The organism is Paractinoplanes brasiliensis (genome assembly GCF_004362215.1).
Classification (GTDB): Bacteria; Actinomycetota; Actinomycetes; order Mycobacteriales; family Micromonosporaceae; genus Actinoplanes; species Actinoplanes brasiliensis.
The window spans coordinates 1,331,336-1,349,133 of the sequence record NZ_SNWR01000001.1 but is presented as its reverse complement, the minus strand read 5'-3'; the positions used below and the strand labels follow the sequence as shown (position 1 = coordinate 1,349,133).

Genomic DNA, 17,798 nt, shown 5'->3' with positions numbered 1-17,798 from the left:
CGGCGGTGGTCACGTCCGCTCCTCGACGACCGCCGCTCCGAGGGGGGAGCCGGACCGGGCCACAAGCCCGGTCCGGCGCCACCTACCGGACCGGGTGAAGCTGGTGTCGGCTTTTGGCCGGCCGGTTGGGCTCAGGGGCCATCCTGCCGCAGATGGGCCGCGGGTGGGGACGGACGGCTATTGAGGGGTGTCGCTGGGTGACATCATGGGCAGCGTGTTTGTCCGACGGGGGCGGGGAACGTTGCGGGCGGTTGCGAGGGGCCGGCCGTGAGCTGGGCGGCGGGGGAGGTCGTTCTCGGCCGGTACGAGGTGCTGGGTGAGCCGCGGGCCGGCGGCATGGGTGTCGTGCAGCGGGTGCGGCACCTCGGCTGGGAGGTCGACCTGGCGGTCAAGACACCGCTCGGCACCGCCTCGTACGCCCGGCTCGAGGCGGAAGCGGGCACCTGGGTCGGGCTCGGGCTGCATCCGCACACGGTGAACTGCGTCTACGTCCGCACGATCGACGGGGTGCCGCGCGTGTTCGCCGAGTGGGTGGACGGTGGGAGCCTGGCCGAGGCGATCCGCGGGAACCGGCTCGGCCTGGCCGGCAAGCTCGACGTCGCGGTGCAGACCGCCTGGGGCGCCGGGCACGCGCACGCGAACGGTCTGGTGCATCAGGACCTCAAGCCGGCCAACGTGATGCTCGAGCCGGACGGCACGGCCAAGGTGACCGATTTCGGGCTGGCCGTGGCCGCCGGGGAGGGCACCTTCGGCGGCGGGACCACGGCCTACTTCTCGCCGGAGCAGGCGGCCGCGGCGGCCGGTGACCGCGGGGTGCGGCTGACCCCGGCCACCGACGTGTGGGCGTGGGCGGTCACCGTGGCCGAGCTGTTCGCCGGGCGGCGGATCACCCGGTTCGGACAGGCGGCGGCCGAGGCCTTCGACGGGGTGCGCGGGGACCTGCCGCCGCCGGTCGCCGACCTGGTCGCCGGGTGTTTCGCGGAGCGTCCGGCGAGCTTCGACGGCGTGGTCGAGCGGCTGATCGGCCTGTACGCGGAACTGACCGGCGAGCCGTACCCGCGGCCCGCGCCCCGCCCGGCACAGCTCCGCTCCGACGGGCTGTCCAACCAGGCGCTGTCCCTTCTGGACCTGGGCCGGGCCGGTGAGGCCGAACAACTGTGGCGGGAGGCGATCGTGGCCGACCCGCACCACCTGCCCTCGGTGTACAACTTCGGCCTGCACCGCTGGCGCGCCGGCCAGGTCACCGGCGAGGAGGTGGTGTCGGCGCTGGAAGCGGCCCGCGCGGCGGGCGGCGACCCGGAGCCCGGCCGGGCCGCCCTGCTGCTCGGCAGCGTCGAGCTCGAGCGGCACGAGGACGACCGGGCCGGCGAGCTGCTGCGCGAGGCCGCCGCGGCCGACCCGTCCTCGGCCGACGCCGTGGACGCGCTGCGGGAGAGGACCCGGCGGGCGCCTCGGATCAGCGCCGGGACTCCGGCCGGTGAGGTCCGCAAGCTGGTCGTCGGGGCGGCCGGCGAGCACGTGCTGTACGCGGTCCGCCAGGGCGGCCTGTACGTGTGGACTCCGGGCGGTGGCGAGCCGCGGGAACTGGCGCAGGGTGTCAAGGTCACCGCGATCGCGCTGGGCGGAGCCGGCCGGCTCGCCGCGGTCCTGCGCGAGAACGGCGCGATCACGCTGTGGGATCTGCCCGGCGGTGCGGCCCGCGGCTGGACTGTCGAGGCGCCGGACGCGATGTCGGTGGCGGTCAGTGACGACGGCCGGTTCGTGGCGGCCGGGCACCGCGACGGGCACATCCGGATCTGGGAACCGGGCGCGGCTCGCGGGCCCGTGGTCCTGACCGGGCACACCGCCCAGGTCACCACGCTCGCCCTGAGCCGGACGGGCCGCCGGGTGCTGTCCGGTTCGTTCGACGAGTTCGAGGGCGACGGAACCGTGCGGCACTGGCGGGTGAGCACCGGCGAGTGCGTCGCGGTGTGGGCCGGGCCGAGCCGCGGCATCCTTGTCTCCGGCGAGCCCTGGGTGCACTTCCCGGGCGACCGGGTCGCGTTGTCGGCCGACGCCCGCTACGCGGTGGCAGCCTGGCAGGAGGGGCCGCTGTCGCTGTGGGACGCCCGCCGGGCCCGTGTGGTGGCGGAGGGTTCGCACCGCCTGCTGTATCAGAGCGTCATGGAGCTGGGGCCGGGCGCCCGGGGCCTGCTGGTCGCCGGGTACGGCCGGTCGGCCCAGATCCTCGACCCGCGCGACGGGCGCAGCCTGCGGACCCTCGACGACGACCTGCCGGAGCCGTTGTTCGGGGTGGACGCCGGCGGGATCAGCCCGGACGGGCGGGTGCTCGCGCTCGGCGGGCCCGACCACGTCGTGCTCCGGGCCGTGCCGGGCTCCGATTACCAGGCGCCCTGGTGTTACGCGCGCCCCCGCCCCGCGCCCGAGCTGCACCGGGCCCAGGAGTCGTTCGACGCGCTGCTCCACCAGGCCCGTGCCCGTTTCGAGGACGGGCAGTTCGCGGCGGCGGCCACGCTGCTGCGGTCGGCCCGCGACGTGCCGGGTCACAGCCGGCATCCCGAGCTGCTGAGGGGGTGGCGTTCACTGCTGCCGCACGGCCGCCGGGCCGGTCTGATCGCCGCCTGGGAGCTGTACCACCTGGAGGGCCGCGGCCTGTTCACCCAGCCGCCGGCGGTGGCGCTGCACCCTCACGGGCGGATCCTGGCGACCGGGCGGTGGAGCGGTGAGGTCGACCTGTGGAACTTCCCCGAGGGGCAGGTCACGCATACCCGCGAGCGCGGTCCGGGCGGCACCCTCCGGGAGCTGTGCTGGGCTCGGGGCGGCAACCTGCTCGTCGCGCACACCTGGGGTGGCGTCCTGCAGCTGTTCGACGTCCGCGACGGCCGCGCCGAGATCATCGCGGGGGAATCCGGCAAGATCACCGCCTTCGGCCTCGATCCGTCGGGCGAACACCTCCTGTACGGCGACGAGTCCGGCACGATGCGCCTGCGGGGCCTGGCCGGCGGGGTGCGGCCGGTTACCGTCCGCGCCGGCGACAGCCCGATCACGGCCGTCGCGCTCAGCCCGGACAGCTCGCGCATGGTGTGCCTCGACAGGGCGGGCGAGGTCCGGATGTGGCGGCCGGACGCCCGGCGGCCGGACTGGACGATGGCGCCGCGGTTCCCCGGCGGCGCACGGTTGCACTCGGCCCCGGACGGCCAGGTGGTGCTGGTCGACGAGCTCGCGGGGCTGACCGGGCTGGACGCGGCCCGCGGCCGGAAGCGCTTCGAGTTCCCCAGCCGGCGGGGGTCGATCAGCGGCCGCACCAATGTGGCCTTCACCGCCGGCCGCCGGCTGGCCGCCACCCCCGACGCGAGCAGCCTCACCGTGTGGGAAACCGGCACCGGGAAGGTGCATCGCCGGCTGGCCCTGCCCGAGGCGCCGGTCGAGTTCGCGCTGGGGCCGGACGGGACGTTCGCCGTCGTGGCCGGGGAAAGCGACACGGCCGGGATCTGGGACGTGGCCACCGGGCGGTGCCTGCGGACGATGGAGGGCCACCGGCACAGCATGCACCGCATCGGGCTGAGCGACGACGGGACGATGATGGTCACCGTCGACATCTGGGGTGGCCTGCGCGCCTGGGAGCTGGCCTGGGAAGCCGACGTTGGCTGACGTGACCCTGACGGCCGGCGGGGCGCGGCACGTCTTCACCGGCGAGGCCGACGTGGTGCTGGGCCGTGACCCGGGCTGCGACGTCCGGGTCGCCGACGACCGCCGCCGTGTGTCCCGCCGTCACTGCCGGTTGACGATTCGGCCGGCTGAGGTCACCGTACGCGACCTCGGCAGCCGCAACGGAACGTACGTCAACGGTGTCCGGGCCGACGGCGAGCGCCCGCTGCACGACGGCGACGAGCTGCGCCTGGGTGACGCGTACGTGCTGGTCAGGGTCGCCATCGGCGGGCTGGCGCTGTTGCGTGAACTCGGCCGCGGGGCGCAGGGCGTGGTGCACCTGGCCCGCGAGCCCGGCGGTGAGCTGGTCGCGGTGAAGACCCTGACCGCCCCCGGGGCCACCGAACTGTTCCGCCGTGAGCTCGACTGCACGGCGGCGCTGCGGCACCCGAACATCGTCCGCTTCCACCGCAGCCTGGCCGAGCCGCTGGGCTTCGTGGCCGAGTACTGCGCCGGTGGCAGTGTCGCCGACCATGGCCCGTACGGGGTGGACGTCGCCTTGGATCTGACCCGTCAGGCGGCGGCCGCCCTGCGTCATGCGCACACGGCCGAGGTCCCGGTGGTGCACGCCGACGGCGCCTCCGCCGTCGGGCGCGGGCTGGTGCACCGCGACATCAAGCCGCAGAACCTGCTGCTGACCGCGGACGGGCGGCTCAAGGTGGGCGACTTCGGCCTGGCCAAGGCGTACGACCAGGCGGGGCTGAGCGGCCGTACGCCGACCGGGGCGATCGCCGGCAGCGTGGCCTTCATGCCCCGGCGCCAGGTGATCGACTACAAGTACGCCGGTCCCGAGGTCGACCGGTGGGCCCTGGCCGCCTGCCTGTACTGGATGCTGACCGGCGCCACCCCGCGGGACTTCCCGGCCGGCGCCGACCCGGTCGCCGTCGTCCTGCGGGAGCCTCCCACCCCCGTACGGGAAAGGCTGCCGAGCCTGCCGGCGGCGCTCGCGGCCGCTGTCGACGCGGCGCTGAACGAGTCGCAAATCGAGGGAAACAATTTCGATCAATTGCAAGATCAATTATTTGCCGGATGACAAGTCACCCTTTCGTGGCGTGTTTTCGTGCCGGATTAATGGCGCGAATTCCCTAATATCTGCTGCATCGGGCAAAGCCCGGTGAACAGAGAGAAAGGCGTTGTCATGAACAAGGTCACGCGCATGTTGACCATGACCGGCATCGCGCTCGGTGTCGGCCTGACGATGGGCGTCGGCCCGGCGTCGGCCACCCCGTCCGCGCCGGCCGCCACCGGCCACGCCACGCAGGCTCAGGCCAAGGCTCCGAAGTTCAAGACCAAGGAGCGGGTCGTCGGGTACTACCGCACCAAGCAGGCCTGCAACCGGGCCGGCAAGATCGGTGAGTTCCACAAGAAGTGGCACGACTTCGACTGCGACCGGGTGCAGCGTGGCCCGAAGCGTGGCTGGGTCGCCCTCGAGGCGCAGTGGTACGTCCGCGGCCACGGGCACGGCCCGATCGTCAAGCCGCACGGCCCCCAGGGCCACGGTCCGCAGGGCCCGAAGGGTCACGGCCACGGCCCGCAGGGCCCGCGGGGTCACCGCTGAGCCGAGCGGCTCTGATTGAAGCGAAGGGCGCACCCGATATCGGGTGCGCCCTTCGCTTTTGCATTTCTGTTTCTCAGCCGATGCACAGGAAAATGGTCGAGGCCGGCCGATGGCAAGTGGCGGGGAAAAGCGTTTTTCTTTCCACAAATTCCAGGCAAGTTCCGCCGCTCATACTTTTGTCCGATCTTCACCGGACGGCCGGCCCGTAACACCTCGGCCGGGCCCGCCGCCGCCCTCCGGTCCCGTCGTCGAGCCGGCCGCACGTCCGGCAGCCGAAAGTAGCCACCCGATGACCTCCCGTTGTCGTGCAGAATCATCCGGTGTCAACACTTGTAACAACGGGCAGTGAGACTCTGAGAGTCGTCGAGATGATCCAGGGGTGAGGAACGGCGTGGGGGAGCGCTTCCGGCTTGCGCAGGCGGACTCGGGGGAGGAGCCGTGGCGGGCCTGGGGGCCCTACGTGGCGGAGCGGGCCTGGGGCACGGTCCGGGAGGACTACAGCGAACACGGCACCGCCTGGGACTACTTCCCGCACGACCACGCGCGTTCCCGGGCGTACCGGTGGAACGACGACGGCATGGCCGGGATCTGCGACGACCGGCAGACGTTCTGCTTCGCGCTGGCCCTGTGGAACGGCCGCGACCCGATCCTCAAGGAGCGGATGTTCGGCCTCGGCGGCGACGGCGGCAACCACGGCGAGGACGCCAAGGAGTACTGGTGGTACCAGGACTCCACGCCCACCCACTCGTGGATGAGCTGGCGCTACCACTACCCTCAGGAGCCTTTCCCGTACGACCAGCTGGTGCGCGTCAACGGGCACCGCTCCCGCGAGGAGTCGGAGTACGAGCTGATCGACACCGGCATCTTCGACGAGGACCGGTTCTGGGCCGTCACCGTCGACTACGCCAAGGCGTCCCCGCGTGACATGTGCGTCGCCGTCACCGTCGCCAACCGGGGGCCCGAGACGGCGAGCCTGCACGTGCTGCCGACGTTGTGGTTCCGTAACACGTGGTCGTGGGGCCTGCCCAACCGTCCCGTCCCCAGCATCGAGGGCAGCCCGGGGCGGCTGGCCGGGCAGCACCGCACGCTCGGGCACCTCGTGCTCGCCGGGGAGGCGGACGCGACGCCGCTGCTGTGCGACAACGAGACCAACGCGCAGCGGCTGTGGGGGCAGCCCGGCAAGAGCCTGTACCCCAAGGACGGCATCAACGACTACCTGATCGGCGGCGCCCCCACGATCAACCCGGAGAACGTCGGCACCAAGGGTTCGCTGCACTATTTGCTGACGCTGGCGCCGGGGGAGAGCCGGACCATCCGGCTGCGGCTCGCCCAGGACGAGGACGAGATCGACCGGCTCGACCTCGGCGGCGGCTGGGCGCAGGTGATGCGTGAGCGCCGGGCCGAGGCCGACGAGTTCTTCGCCGATCTGGTGCCCGCGGCGGCCTCGCCCGACGAAGCGGCCGTCGCGCGCCAGGGCATCGCCGGGCTGATGTGGGGCAAGCAGTTCTACCACTTCGACGTGCGGCAGTGGCTCACCGGCGACCCCGGCTCGGCGCCCCCGCCACCCGGCCGGCGTTTCGGGCGCAACAACGCCTGGTGGCACATGAACAGCTTCGACGTCATCTCGATGCCCGACCCGTGGGAGTACCCGTGGTACGCGGCGTGGGACCTGGCGTTCCACTGCGTGTCGATCGCCCGCGTCGACCCCGGCTTCGCCAAGTCGCAGCTGATCCTGCTGCTGCGCGAGTGGTACATGCACCCCAACGGCCAGATCCCCGCGTACGAGTGGTCCTTCGGCGACGTCAACCCGCCCGTGCACGCCTGGGCCGCGCTGCGCGTCTTCGAGATCGACGGCGGGCGCGACTTCGACTTCCTGGCCCGCGTCATGCACAAGCTGCTGCTCAACTTCACCTGGTGGGTCAACCGCAAGGACGTCGGCGGCAACAACGTGTTCGAGGGCGGCTTCCTCGGGCTCGACAACGTGGGACCGTTCGACCGTTCGGCGGCGCTGCCGGTGGCCGGGGCGCTCGAACAGTCCGACGGCACCGGGTGGATGGCCATGTACGCCCTCAACCTGCTCGACATGGCGATCCGGCTCGCGCTGCACGACCGTACCTACGAGGACATGGCGACGAAGTTCTTCGAGCACTTCGCGTACATCGCCGAGGCCGCGTACCGGCAGGGCCTGTGGGACGAGGAGGACTGCTTCTTCTACGACCAGCTGCGCCTGCCCGACGGTCACAAGCTCCCGCTCAAGGTGCGCTCGATCGTCGGCCTGCTGCCGCTGGCGGCCACCACCCGGCTCTCCGCCGCCACCCTCAACCGGCTGCCCGAGCTGCACGCCCGGCTGCGCTGGCTGCAGGCCTCGCAGACCGAGTACGCCGACGTCATCAGCGCGCGGCGGATCTCGCCCGAGGGGCGGCAGCAGCGGCTGCTGTCGATGGTCGGGCAGGACCAGTTGCTGCGCATCCTGGCGCGCATGCTCGACCCCGAGGAGTTCCTTTCCCCGTACGGCATCAGGACGCTGTCCCGCAGCCACCTGGAGAAGCCGTTCACGGTCTCGCTCGGCGGCTCGGACTTCACCGTCGGCTACGAGCCGGCCGAATCGACGAGCGGCCTGTTCGGCGGCAACTCGAACTGGCGCGGCCCGGTCTGGATGCCGGTGAACTACCTGCTCATCGAGGCGCTGCGGGAATACGCCGACTTCTTCGGCGACGACATGAAGGCCGAATACCCGACCGGCTCGCAGTCCAAGGTCCCGCTGGCCGAGGTGGCCGACGACATCTCCCGCCGGCTCATCGCGCTCTTCCTCCCCGACGAGACGGGCCGGCGACCCATCTACGGCGCCAACCCGATCCTGCAGACCCACCCCGACTGGAAAGACCTGCTCGTCTTCCCCGAGTACTTCCACGGCGACAACGGCGCCGGCCTGGGCGCGTGGCACCAGACCGGCTGGACAGCCCTGGTCGTCGACCTGATCCTCACCCTGCGCCGCCGCTGACGCCGATCGTCCGCTGCGCGGGGAGGACGCCGGAGCGGACGGCCATGATTCGGGACCCGCTGGTCTTCCGGGCGGGCTGAGGGGCCGGCGGCGGGCAGATCGGGCACACGCGGGTGACGCCGCAGCGGCCGCAGAACTGGTTGGTCTTCTTGAAACACAGCAAGCCGGTCAGGAAGCCGGCCAGCAGGGCGGCTGTGACGGCGATGGCGAGGATCATGGGGCTCTCCCTCCGCGCTTTCCGGTCACACGCTGTTCGGAGCCGGGAGGTTCATAGGATCGGTGCATGGAATTCGGTGTCGGCTACTTCCCCACCCACGACGGCATGCGGCCCGGCGAGATCGCCCGGCGGGCCGAGGAACGCGGGCACTCGGCGTTGTTCTTCGCCGAGCACACGCACATCCCCGCGAGCCGTGACACGCCCTGGCCCGGCGGCGCCCAGCTCCCGCAGAAGTACTGGCACACGTACGACCTGTTCGTGGCGCTGACCGCGGCGGCCGAGGCGACCAGCCGGCTGCGCATCGGCAGCGGCGTCTGCCTGGTCACCGAGCGCGACCCGATCACGACCGCGAAGGAGGTCGCGAGCGTCGACCACCTCAGCGGCGGGCGGTTCGAGTTCGGCGTCGGCCTGGGCTGGAACCGCGAGGAGATGCTCAACCACGGCACCGATCCCCGCGTACGGGTTCCGGTGATGACCGAGCGCATCCAGGCCATGCGCGAGATCTGGCGGCACGACGAGGCCACCTACCACGGCAAGTACGTGAACTTCGACCGGATCTGGTCGTGGCCCAAACCGGCGCAGCGCCCCCACCCGCCGATCCTGATCGGGGGCGGCGGCCCGACCGTGCTGGACCGGGTCCTCGACCACGGCGACGGCTGGTTCCCGCAGTGGCGCGACGAGAACGTCTTCGAGCGGATCACCGAGCTGCGCGCCCGCGCCGACCGCTACCTGCAGGTGCAGATGCTGAGCGTGCCGGCCGACCCGAAAGCCCTCGAGCAGTGCGAGCGGGCCGGGATCGACCGGGTGTCGACGTGGCTGCCGTCCGGCCCGTGGAGCCGGGTCGAACCGGCCCTGGAGAAATGGGAAGCGGCCATCGGCGAGCTGACCGGACGGTGACACCCGCCGAACGGTTCGCCACCGTCGAAGTGGCCCGGCTGGCGACGGCCGGGCCCGACGGGCCGCACCTGGTGCCGATCGTGTTCGCGCTGCTGGGGGACAGGATCGTGTTCGCTGTGGACGGGAAACCGAAACGGTCGCGGGCGTTGAAGCGGCTGGCCAACATCGCGGCCGACCCCCGGGTCAGTGTGCTCGCCGATCATTACGAGCCGGACTGGTCCCGGCTGTGGTGGGTGCGCGCCGACGGGACGGCGCGCGTGCTGGAGGCGTACGGGGAAGCCCTTGAGGCCTTGAAGGAGCGCTACCCGCGGTATCGGGAGTCGCCGCCGGCCGGGCCGTTCGTCGAGATCACCGTCGAGCGCTGGTCGGAATGGGTCAGCCACGCGTGACGGCGCGCAGTTTGTCGGGGTTGGCCACGTTGTAGATCTCCCGGATCAGCCCGTCCTCGCCGAGGTCGAACGTCAGCGTGGCGATCACGCGGCCGGCCCCGGTGAACAGCACACCCGCTGTCCCGTTGATCTCCACCACCTCGGCTCGCATGTCGGCGGGGGCGATTCCCTCGTACGGGGAGCCGGCGACCCCGGCCATCCACGCGGCCACCCGCTGAGCGCCCGAGACGGGTTTGCGCGCCTGACGGACCTTGCCGCCGCCGTCGGTCCACAACGTGACATCCGGCGCGAGCAACTGCAGCAACCCGTTGATGTCGCCCCCGGCCGCCGCCGCCAGGAACCGGTCGGTGACCTCTCGCTGCCGGCCGCGGTCGGTGAGGAACCGCGGCCGCCGCGCCCGCACATGTTCGCGGGCCCGGTGCGCGGCCTGGCGTACGGCCTGCTCACTCCGGTCGACGGCGGCCGCGATCTCCCCGTACGGGAAATCGAAGACCTCTTTGAGGACGAACACCGCGCGCTCGATCGGGCCGAGGGTCTCGAGCACCACCAGCATCGCCGTGGAGACGTCGTCGTGCTCGGTGGCGTCGGCGGTCAGCACCGGCTCGGGCAGCCACGGGCCGACGTAGGTCTCGCGCCGGCTCCGGGCCGCCCGCAGTTGGTCGAGCGCCTGATGGGTGACGATGCGGGCCAGGTACGCCTTGGGGTCGGCAACTTGTGAACGATCGGCCGCCGACCATTTCAGCCAAGCCTCCTGCACCGCGTCCTCGGCGTCGGTGGCCGAGCCGAGAATGCGGTAGGCGATCGAGAACAGCAGCCGCTGATGCTGATCGAAGACGGTCATCGCGTGAACCGGCCCCCGCGCGGCCACCACGACGCCGAACCCGGATGTTCGACCATGCGGGTGAAGGTCGGCCACGGTGAGGCGGTCACCGTCTCCTTGTACCAGACGGCGGCGCGACCGGTCAGGAAGGCCCGGCGCGGGCTGTCGTCGGGGCGCGTGAACTGCACCACGGCGTCACGGCGGCCCAGGCTGATCGGCGCGTGGTAGTAACCGAACCGGAACGGCCGCGGTTCCCGCCCGGCCAGCTCGCGGGCGATCGACACGGCGGCGTGCACCCCGGTCGGCATCCCGCTCTGGCACGTGCCGTGCATGATCCCGTAGCGCTGCCGGACGGCGGCAGCGTCCCCGACGGCGTACACGTGCGGGTGCGAGACCGAGCGCAGGGAGGGGCGGGTGACGATGCGGCCGCGCTCGTCGACCGTCATCCCCGCCTCGGCGGCGAGAGGCGAGACCCTGGTGCCGGCCGTCCACACCACCACGTCGGCGGTGCCGGGGAGCAGCTTGCTGATTTCGGCGCCGCTTTCCACCCGTACGCGTAAACGGGTCAGAACGGCCATGAGGTAGGACCGGGCCTTGGGGGTGAGCGTGGCGCCCGGCTCCTCACGGCCCCGGAGGGTGACGGTGAGGTCCGGGTAGCGCTCGGCGATCTCGGCGGCCGTCTCGACCCCGGTCAGGCCCGTGCCGCAGACCAGGACGGCGCCGGTTCGCATCTCCCTCAGCCGGGCGGCCAGAGCCTCGGCGTCGGCGAAGCTGTCGAGGGTGTACGCGTTCTCGGCGGCGCCAGGGACGTCGGAGGTGTCGGCTGTGCTGCCCAGGGCCCAGATGAGGGTGTCGAAGCTCAGGGTGCGATCGTCGTCGACGCGGACGGTACCGGCGGCGGTGACCCAGCCCTGGACGAAGGTGACGCCTGCCTTCGCCGCGACCTCGCGCAGGTCGAAGTCGGCGGTGGAGTGGCCGGCGGCGGTGGAGTGCAGGCGGAGGCGCTCGGTGAAGCGGTAGGAGGCGTTGACGAGGGTGATGTGCAGGTCGCCGCGGTGGCGGGTGCGGCCGGCCAGGTTGGTGGCGGCGGCCAGACCGGCGTAACCGGCCCCGAGAACAACGATGTCAGTCATGCCCGCGGGACGGAACCAGCCGGGTCCTCCGTGACGTCGGGTGGCCTACGTCACTAATCGCTCAGGTCGCGGCGGATGCTCCACAGGGCGACAGCCAACGCCGGCGCCGTCCAGCCCGCGAAGAACAACAGCCCGCGAGGGTTGCCGCCGGCGGCGGTCGTCACCACGGCGCCCGCCTGTTCGTAGGCCTGCCACAACCGGTGGGGTTCGCGACCCCGTACGCGCAACCGGGTCTCGAAAGACAGCGGGGCCGCGAGCCGGACCCCGACCTGCCGCAGCGGATCCTTGAGGGCACTGTACGGCTGCCCGTTGACGAGCGCGCTGCCCGAGGTGGGCCGGGTGAGCCCGAGCAGCATCCGCAGCGTGGTGGTCTTGCCCGAGCCGTTCATGCCGAGGAAGCCGGTCACGCGCCCGGGTGCGGCCGTGAAGGTCACATCCCGTACGGCGTCGACCTTGCCGAACCTCTTCGTCAGTGCGTTGGTCTCGATCATTGCCGAGCAGTACGACCACTCGCGTCAAGGTGCTCAGCCCGGTTGAGTACGCGTGCTCACCCGGCACGACGGCCGGGCGACAAGGATCGACGGCATGACGTACCCCTGCCCGCAGTGCGGAACCCCGGCCTCGCCGGAGAGCGGCTGCCCGTCCTGCGGGCGTGGCCCCGACCCGGACGCCATCGAGGTGGTGCGGGCCGACGCCGAGATCGCCGAGCTCAACCGGCGGCTGTTCGAGGCCCGGCGAGCCGTGGCCGGGCTGGAGGCGACGCTCGCTCAGGTGTGGAGCCGGAGGCAGGCCGCCGCTGCGCGCATCCAGCAACGGCAACCGGCCCCGGCCCCGGCCGGGGAGGCTTCGAACCGGCTTGTCCAGACCGCGCTCTTCCTGATCGGCGGGCTGCTGCTCGCGGTGGCCGCGATCGTCTTCACCGCCGTCGCCTGGGATCAGTTCGGTGTCGGGGGCCGTGCCGTCGTGCTGGCCGTGGTCACCGGCGCCGCGCTCGTCGTGCCGTTCGTGGCGCTGCGCCGGCGTCTGACGGCCACCGCCGAGACCTTCGCCGCCATCGGGTTGCTGCTGATGCTGCTCGACGGGTATGCCGCCTGGCACGTCAACCTGTTCGGCGTGGCCGACGGCTCCGCCTGGGGTTACGCGGGCGCGGTCTGCGCCGTCACCGCCGCCGTGGCGGTCGGCTACGAGCACCTCACCGGCCTGGCCGGTCCCCGCTTCGCCGCGCTCGTGGCGGCCCAGCCGGTGATCCCGCTGCTGGTGGCCGCGGCCGAGCCCGGCCCGGCGGTGTGGGGCTTCGCGTTCGCCGCGGTGGGCGCCCTCAACGTGGCCGTCCTGGCCGTCCGGCGCGGCGGCCTCGGTTTCGCCGCTGTGCTGGCGGGCAGCCTGGCCGCCCTCGCCGCCGCCGGCTCCGCGCTGGTCGCCCTCTTCGACACGACGAGCCCCGGCCGGGCCGCGGGCGGCGGCGCGGCGTTGGTGACCGCCGCGCTCGTGGTGCTGGCGGGCGCGCTGGTCGCCTCCGCGCCGGTCGCCCGTCAGGTCGCGGACGGCTTGCTGGTGGTGGCGACGGCGATCGCCGCGGGGCGGGTGACCGTGCTGCTCACCCCGGGCGGCGGGAACACGCTGGCCGAGGTGGCCCTGGTGCTGCTGGTGATCGCCGTGCTGGTCGTGACCGTGCCGCGGGCCGGCGTGGGCGCCCGGATCGGGGCCGCGGCCACGGTTCTGCCTCCGGCCGCGTTCGCCTTCGGCTGGGCCATGGTGGAGGCGTTCCGGACGCTGCTGGTCGCGCACTTCGACGAGAACCCGGCCCGTGCCGGCTGGGTGCTGCCGGTCGCGCTGGCCCTGCTCGGCGCGGCCGCGGTGGCGCTGGTGCCGGCGGGCCGGCGGGTCCTCGTGAGCCTGATCGCGGTGGCACTGATCGCCGTCACCGGCCTGCAGCTGCCGTGGTGGGGCACCCCGATCGTCGAGCTGGTGCTGGTGGCGGTGAGTCTGGGGGTGGCGGTGCGGTTCAACCGGGCCGCGGTGTTCGTCGCGCTTCCGCTCGGGGCGCACGCGGTCGCGACCGGTCTGCCCGAGCCGGGGGTGGCCGCCGGCGTGTTCGCGGCCGTCGCCGTGCTGGGGTGCGCCACCGCGACCCTGACCCGCGACTCGGCCCGCGACCCGTTGCACACCGGGAGCCTGCTGGTGGGCCTGCTCGCCGTGCCCGCCGCGGCCTGGTCCGGCGTGGCCGCGTTCACCACGGACCACCTCCCGCAGATGTTCGCCGTCCTGGCCGTCTCGGCCCTGGTCACCGCGCTGCGCAGGCCGGCCGCCGAGGTCGCCGCGCACACCGGTGCGGCCATCGCCTTGGTGCTGGCGGCAACCGGCGCCGGCGCGGGCCCCGAACGGGCCGCCATCGTGTTCGCGCTGTGGGGCCTGGTGCTCGCGATCCGGGCGCGGCAGCGCGGTTACCTGCTGGCGGCGGTGGCGTCCGAGGTGGCCGCCGGCGTCCTCGTGGCGGCCGGCAACGGCGTCACCACGTTGGAGGCGTACACGGTTCCGGCCGCCGCCGTCGCCCTGCTGGCGGGTGTGCTGTTCGGCCGGGGCCGGTCGAGCTGGGTCGCCTACGGTCCCGCGCTGGTCGCGGCCCTGCTGCCCAGCCTCGCCTCGGTGCTCGCGGGCGACGGCCAGCACCTGCGGCGCCTGCTGCTCGGTGTGGCGGCAGTGGCGGTCGTGGTGGCCGGGGCGGTGTTCAAGCTGCGGGCGCCCGTGCTGGTCGGCGGCGGTGTCCTGGTCGTGCTGGCCCTGCACGAGCTGGCCCAGTTCTGGGACCTGATCCCGCGGTGGATCCCGCTCGCCGTGGCCGGCCTGCTGCTGGTGGTGATCGCCACCACTATCGAGCGCCGGCGCCGTGACCTGCGCCGCGTTCGCACCCTGATGCAGCGGATGAGCTGACGCTCGCCCCTCAACAAGCGTGACCGGATGCCGATCAGTGGGGCTCAACCGAAACCCGCGGACGGATCGGAGCACGAATGCCGGCCAAGCGCTTACAGGTGTGCTTCGGCGCCTGGGTCGTCGCCCTCACCGTCGTCTTCTACGCCTTGCCGCAGTACGCCATGTACACGTGGGCCACGATCGGCTTCTCGGCCGCGGCCATGGTGCTGGTCGGCATCCGGGTGCACCAGCCGTCGCGGCGGCTGCCCTGGTACCTGTTGTCGGCCGTGGTCGCCAGCTTCACCCTGGGCGACACCACCTTCAACATCCAGACCGACTTCCTCGGCATGGCGAACCCGTTCCCGTCGCCGGCCGACCTGTTCTATCTGCTCGTCTACCCGATGCTGGCCGGCGCGCTGCTGATCTTCATCCGCGCCCGTTCGGGCACCGGCAACCGCGCCGCCCTGCTCGACGCGCTGGTGCCCACGGCCGGTCTGGGCCTGCTCTTCTGGGTCTTCCTGATCTCGCCGTACGTGCACGACACCGACCTGACGTTCCTCGAGAAGGCGGTCTCGGTCGGCTACCCGCTCGGTGACGTGCTGGCGCTGGCCATGTTCGCGCGCCTGCTGACCGCGGGCGGCCGCAAGCCGGTCGCGCTGACCGTCCTGGTCGTCGGCGGTACGAGCCTGCTGATCACCGATGTGCTCTACGGCCTGCGGCAGCTCGCCGGCAGCTGGGAGGTGGGCGGCCCGGTCGACGCCGGCTGGGTGCTGTTCTACACCGCCATCGCGATGTCGGCCCTGCACCCGTCCATGCGCGACCTGACCCACACCGAGCGCGCCGCCCAGGTTCCCGCCGGCGGCCGCCTGGCCCTGATGTCGGCCGCCGCGCTGATCGCCCCGGCCGTCCTGTTCATCGAGCACCTGGCCGGCGAGGTCAAGGACGCCCTGATGATCGCTACCGCCTCCGGCGTCATGTTCCTGCTGGTCATCGCCCGTGTCGCCGGTTTGATGCAGTCGCAGCGCGAGACCGCGGCCCGGGAGCGCACCCTGCGCCTCACCGGCGCCGACCTGGTGGCGGCCCGCAGTGTCCTGGAGGCCGGCGCAGCCCTGCGCCGTGCCATCGCCGACATCGTGCCGGCCGGCGAGGACTACCGATTCCACATGCTCGGCGTCGACGCCGACCCGGGCATGCCGACCGGCGTGATGTCCACCGGCCGGGTCCGGGTCGCCGACCTGCCCGAAGCGGTCCGCGCCGAGCTGGGCGGCTTCGACCAGGCACTGCGGGCCGAGTCGATCGCGGCGGGCCGCACCGCCGACGGCCCGTCCCGCCACCACCAGGTCTACCTGGCCGGTGACGAAGGGCTGCTGACCGTGGTCGAGCCGCTGTTCGAAGCGCTGATGGCGCAGGGCACCATGGCCGTCGAGCGCATCAACCTGACCGACGAGGTGAACCGGCGCAGCAGCGAGGACTACTTCCGCGCGCTGATCCAGAGCGCCTCCGACGTGATCCTGATCGTCGGCGACGACGAGACCATCCGGTACGCCAGCCCCTCCGCCCTGCCCGTGTTCGGCCGTACGGACCTGGCCGGCCTGCCGTTGTCGCGGCTCATCGCCGCCACCGACCACGCCGAGCTGCGTTCCCTGCTCGACCAGGTGCGCGACGGCCGGGGCTCCCGCGACGGCGTCGACCTGACCGCGATCTCCGGCGACGACCTGCTGCTGCAGGTCGAGTGCACCTGCCGCGACCTGCGCGACGACCCGGCGGTGGACGGCCTGGTCGTCACGATCCGCGACGTCACCGAGCGGCGCCGCCTCGAGAGCGACCTGGCCCACCAGGCGTACCACGACGCGCTGACCGGCCTGGCCAACCGCGCCCTGTTCCAGAACCGGCTCGAGCACGCGGCCACGTACGCCGCCGAGCGCGGGCACGAGGTGGCCGTCCTCTTCGTCGACCTCGACGACTTCAAGGAGGTCAACGACTCCCTCGGGCACGCCGCCGGCGACCAGTTGCTGACCGTCGCCGGCCGGCGGATCAGTGAGGCCGTCGGGCCGCTGAACACCGTGGCCCGCACCGGCGGCGACGAGTTCGCCGTGCTCATCGACCACGTCGGCGGCAGCGACGAGGCGGAGCGGGTCGCCGAGCTGATCGTGGCCGTGCTGGCCCAGCCGATCGAGGTCACCGACGCCACCGGCGCCACTCACCTGGTCAACGGCGCCGCCAGCGTCGGCCTCGCGACCAGCGCCGAGGCGACCGGGATCAGCGAGCTGCTGCGCCGCGCGGACGTGGCGATGTACGGGGCCAAAACCGAGGGCAAGAACACCTGGCAGCGGTACCGGGACCAGATGCACGAGGCGATGATGCGCCGGCTCGAGATGCGCTCGGCGCTCAACGAGGCCGTCGAGGGCGGGCAGATGCGCCTGCGGTTCCAGCCGATCGTCGACCTGCCGACCGGTGAGGTGGCCGGGCTGGAGGCGCTCGTGCGCTGGCAGCACCCGGCCCGCGGCCTGCTCGGCCCGAACGAGTTCATCGAGCTCTCCGAGGAGAACGGCTCGGTCGTCGCGATCGGCGGCTGGGTGCTTCGTGAGGCGTTGCGCACCTTCGCCGAGTGGCGGCACACCGAGGCCGGCGGCAACATGCGGTACGTCAGCGTGAACGTCTCGGCCCGGCAGTTCCGTACGCCCGGGTTCGTCGACGAGGTGCGCGCGGTGCTCGCCGGGACCGGCGCGCGGCCCGAGTGGCTGCTGCTGGAGGTCACCGAGAGCCTGGTGCTGCACGACGCCGACCAGGTGTGGCGCGACCTCGGCGAGCTACGTTCGATGGGCGTCCGGATCGCCATCGACGACTTCGGCACCGGCTACTCCTCGCTGAGCTACCTGAGCCAGATGCCGGTCGACGTCCTCAAGATCGACAAGTCGTTCATCGACGACATCCTCGACAGCCGGCAGCAGATGGCGCTGGTCGAGACCATCGTCAACCTGGCCCGCACGCTCGACCTGGCCGTCGTGGCCGAGGGCATCGAGCTCGACGGGCACCGCGCCGCCCTCCAGGAGATGGGCTGCTCGTACGGGCAGGGCTACCTGTTCTCCAAGCCGATCACCTCGGACGAGTTCCAGGTCTACCTGCACAACCGGCACGCCGCGCTCTCGCACTGAACGTTCCTGC

Annotated in this window: 11 protein-coding genes and 1 pseudogene; 8 read left to right on the top strand and 4 right to left on the bottom strand. The window is 72.5% G+C overall.

Annotation, left to right across the window (positions count from 1 at the left end; genetic code table 11):
• The first annotated feature begins 267 nt into the window (after positions 1–267).
• The 4 genes from C8E87_RS05635 (at position 268) to C8E87_RS05620 (ending at position 8,267) form a co-directional block, all read left to right on the top strand.
• Entirely contained in the window at positions 268–3,651 is a 3,384-nt protein-coding gene (locus tag C8E87_RS05635; RefSeq protein WP_133872096.1) for a serine/threonine-protein kinase, read from the top strand.
• A 1-nt stretch (position 3,652) separates the two neighbouring features.
• Positions 3,653–4,741: a protein kinase domain-containing protein gene (locus tag C8E87_RS05630; RefSeq protein ID WP_239080265.1), complete on the top strand. Its 1,089-nt coding sequence runs from the start codon at positions 3,653–3,655 to the stop codon at positions 4,739–4,741.
• A gap of 123 nt (positions 4,742–4,864) precedes the next feature.
• On the top strand, positions 4,865–5,266 hold the full coding sequence (locus C8E87_RS05625; protein WP_166661094.1) for a hypothetical protein: 402 nt from the start codon (positions 4,865–4,867) through the stop codon (positions 5,264–5,266).
• Between the two features lie 379 nt (positions 5,267–5,645).
• Entirely contained in the window at positions 5,646–8,267 is a 2,622-nt protein-coding gene (locus tag C8E87_RS05620; protein WP_133872093.1) for an MGH1-like glycoside hydrolase domain-containing protein, read from the top strand.
• Here C8E87_RS05620 and C8E87_RS05615 read toward each other — a convergent pair.
• Entirely contained in the window at positions 8,248–8,484 is a 237-nt protein-coding gene (locus tag C8E87_RS05615) for a hypothetical protein (protein ID WP_133872092.1), read from the bottom strand. The two genes, C8E87_RS05620 and C8E87_RS05615, sit on opposite strands and share 20 nt — an antisense overlap.
• Positions 8,485–8,550: 66 nt before the next feature.
• On the opposite strand from C8E87_RS05615, the gene C8E87_RS05610 reads away from it, so the two are divergent.
• Entirely contained in the window at positions 8,551–9,381 is an 831-nt protein-coding gene (locus tag C8E87_RS05610; protein WP_133872091.1) for an LLM class F420-dependent oxidoreductase, read from the top strand.
• Entirely contained in the window at positions 9,378–9,770 is a 393-nt protein-coding gene (locus tag C8E87_RS05605; RefSeq protein WP_239080250.1) for a TIGR03668 family PPOX class F420-dependent oxidoreductase, read from the top strand. Before C8E87_RS05610 ends, C8E87_RS05605 begins: the two co-directional genes overlap by 4 nt.
• Here the strand turns inward: C8E87_RS05605 and C8E87_RS05600 are convergent.
• The 3 genes and pseudogenes from C8E87_RS05600 to C8E87_RS46915 form a co-directional block, all read right to left on the bottom strand.
• Entirely contained in the window at positions 9,757–10,611 is an 855-nt protein-coding gene (locus tag C8E87_RS05600) for an RNA polymerase sigma-70 factor (RefSeq protein ID WP_133872089.1), read from the bottom strand. The two genes, C8E87_RS05605 and C8E87_RS05600, sit on opposite strands and share 14 nt — an antisense overlap.
• Positions 10,608–11,723, bottom strand: a complete 1,116-nt coding sequence (locus tag C8E87_RS05595) for an NAD(P)/FAD-dependent oxidoreductase (protein WP_133872088.1) — start codon at positions 11,721–11,723, stop codon at positions 10,608–10,610. The genes C8E87_RS05600 and C8E87_RS05595 overlap by 4 nt, the downstream gene beginning before the upstream one ends.
• Positions 11,724–11,971: 248 nt before the next feature.
• Positions 11,972–12,214 (bottom strand): annotated as a pseudogene (locus tag C8E87_RS46915) (ATP-binding cassette domain-containing protein); the annotation flags it as partial.
• Between the two features lie 94 nt (positions 12,215–12,308).
• On the opposite strand from C8E87_RS46915, the gene C8E87_RS05585 reads away from it, so the two are divergent.
• Positions 12,309–14,654: an SCO7613 C-terminal domain-containing membrane protein gene (locus C8E87_RS05585; protein ID WP_133872086.1), complete on the top strand. Its 2,346-nt coding sequence runs from the start codon at positions 12,309–12,311 to the stop codon at positions 14,652–14,654.
• A gap of 77 nt (positions 14,655–14,731) precedes the next feature.
• The gene (locus C8E87_RS05580; RefSeq protein WP_133872085.1) at positions 14,732–17,788 is read left to right on the top strand and encodes a putative bifunctional diguanylate cyclase/phosphodiesterase; all 3,057 of its coding nucleotides are present in this window, start codon (positions 14,732–14,734) and stop codon (positions 17,786–17,788) included.
• Positions 17,789–17,798 lie beyond the last annotated feature (10 nt).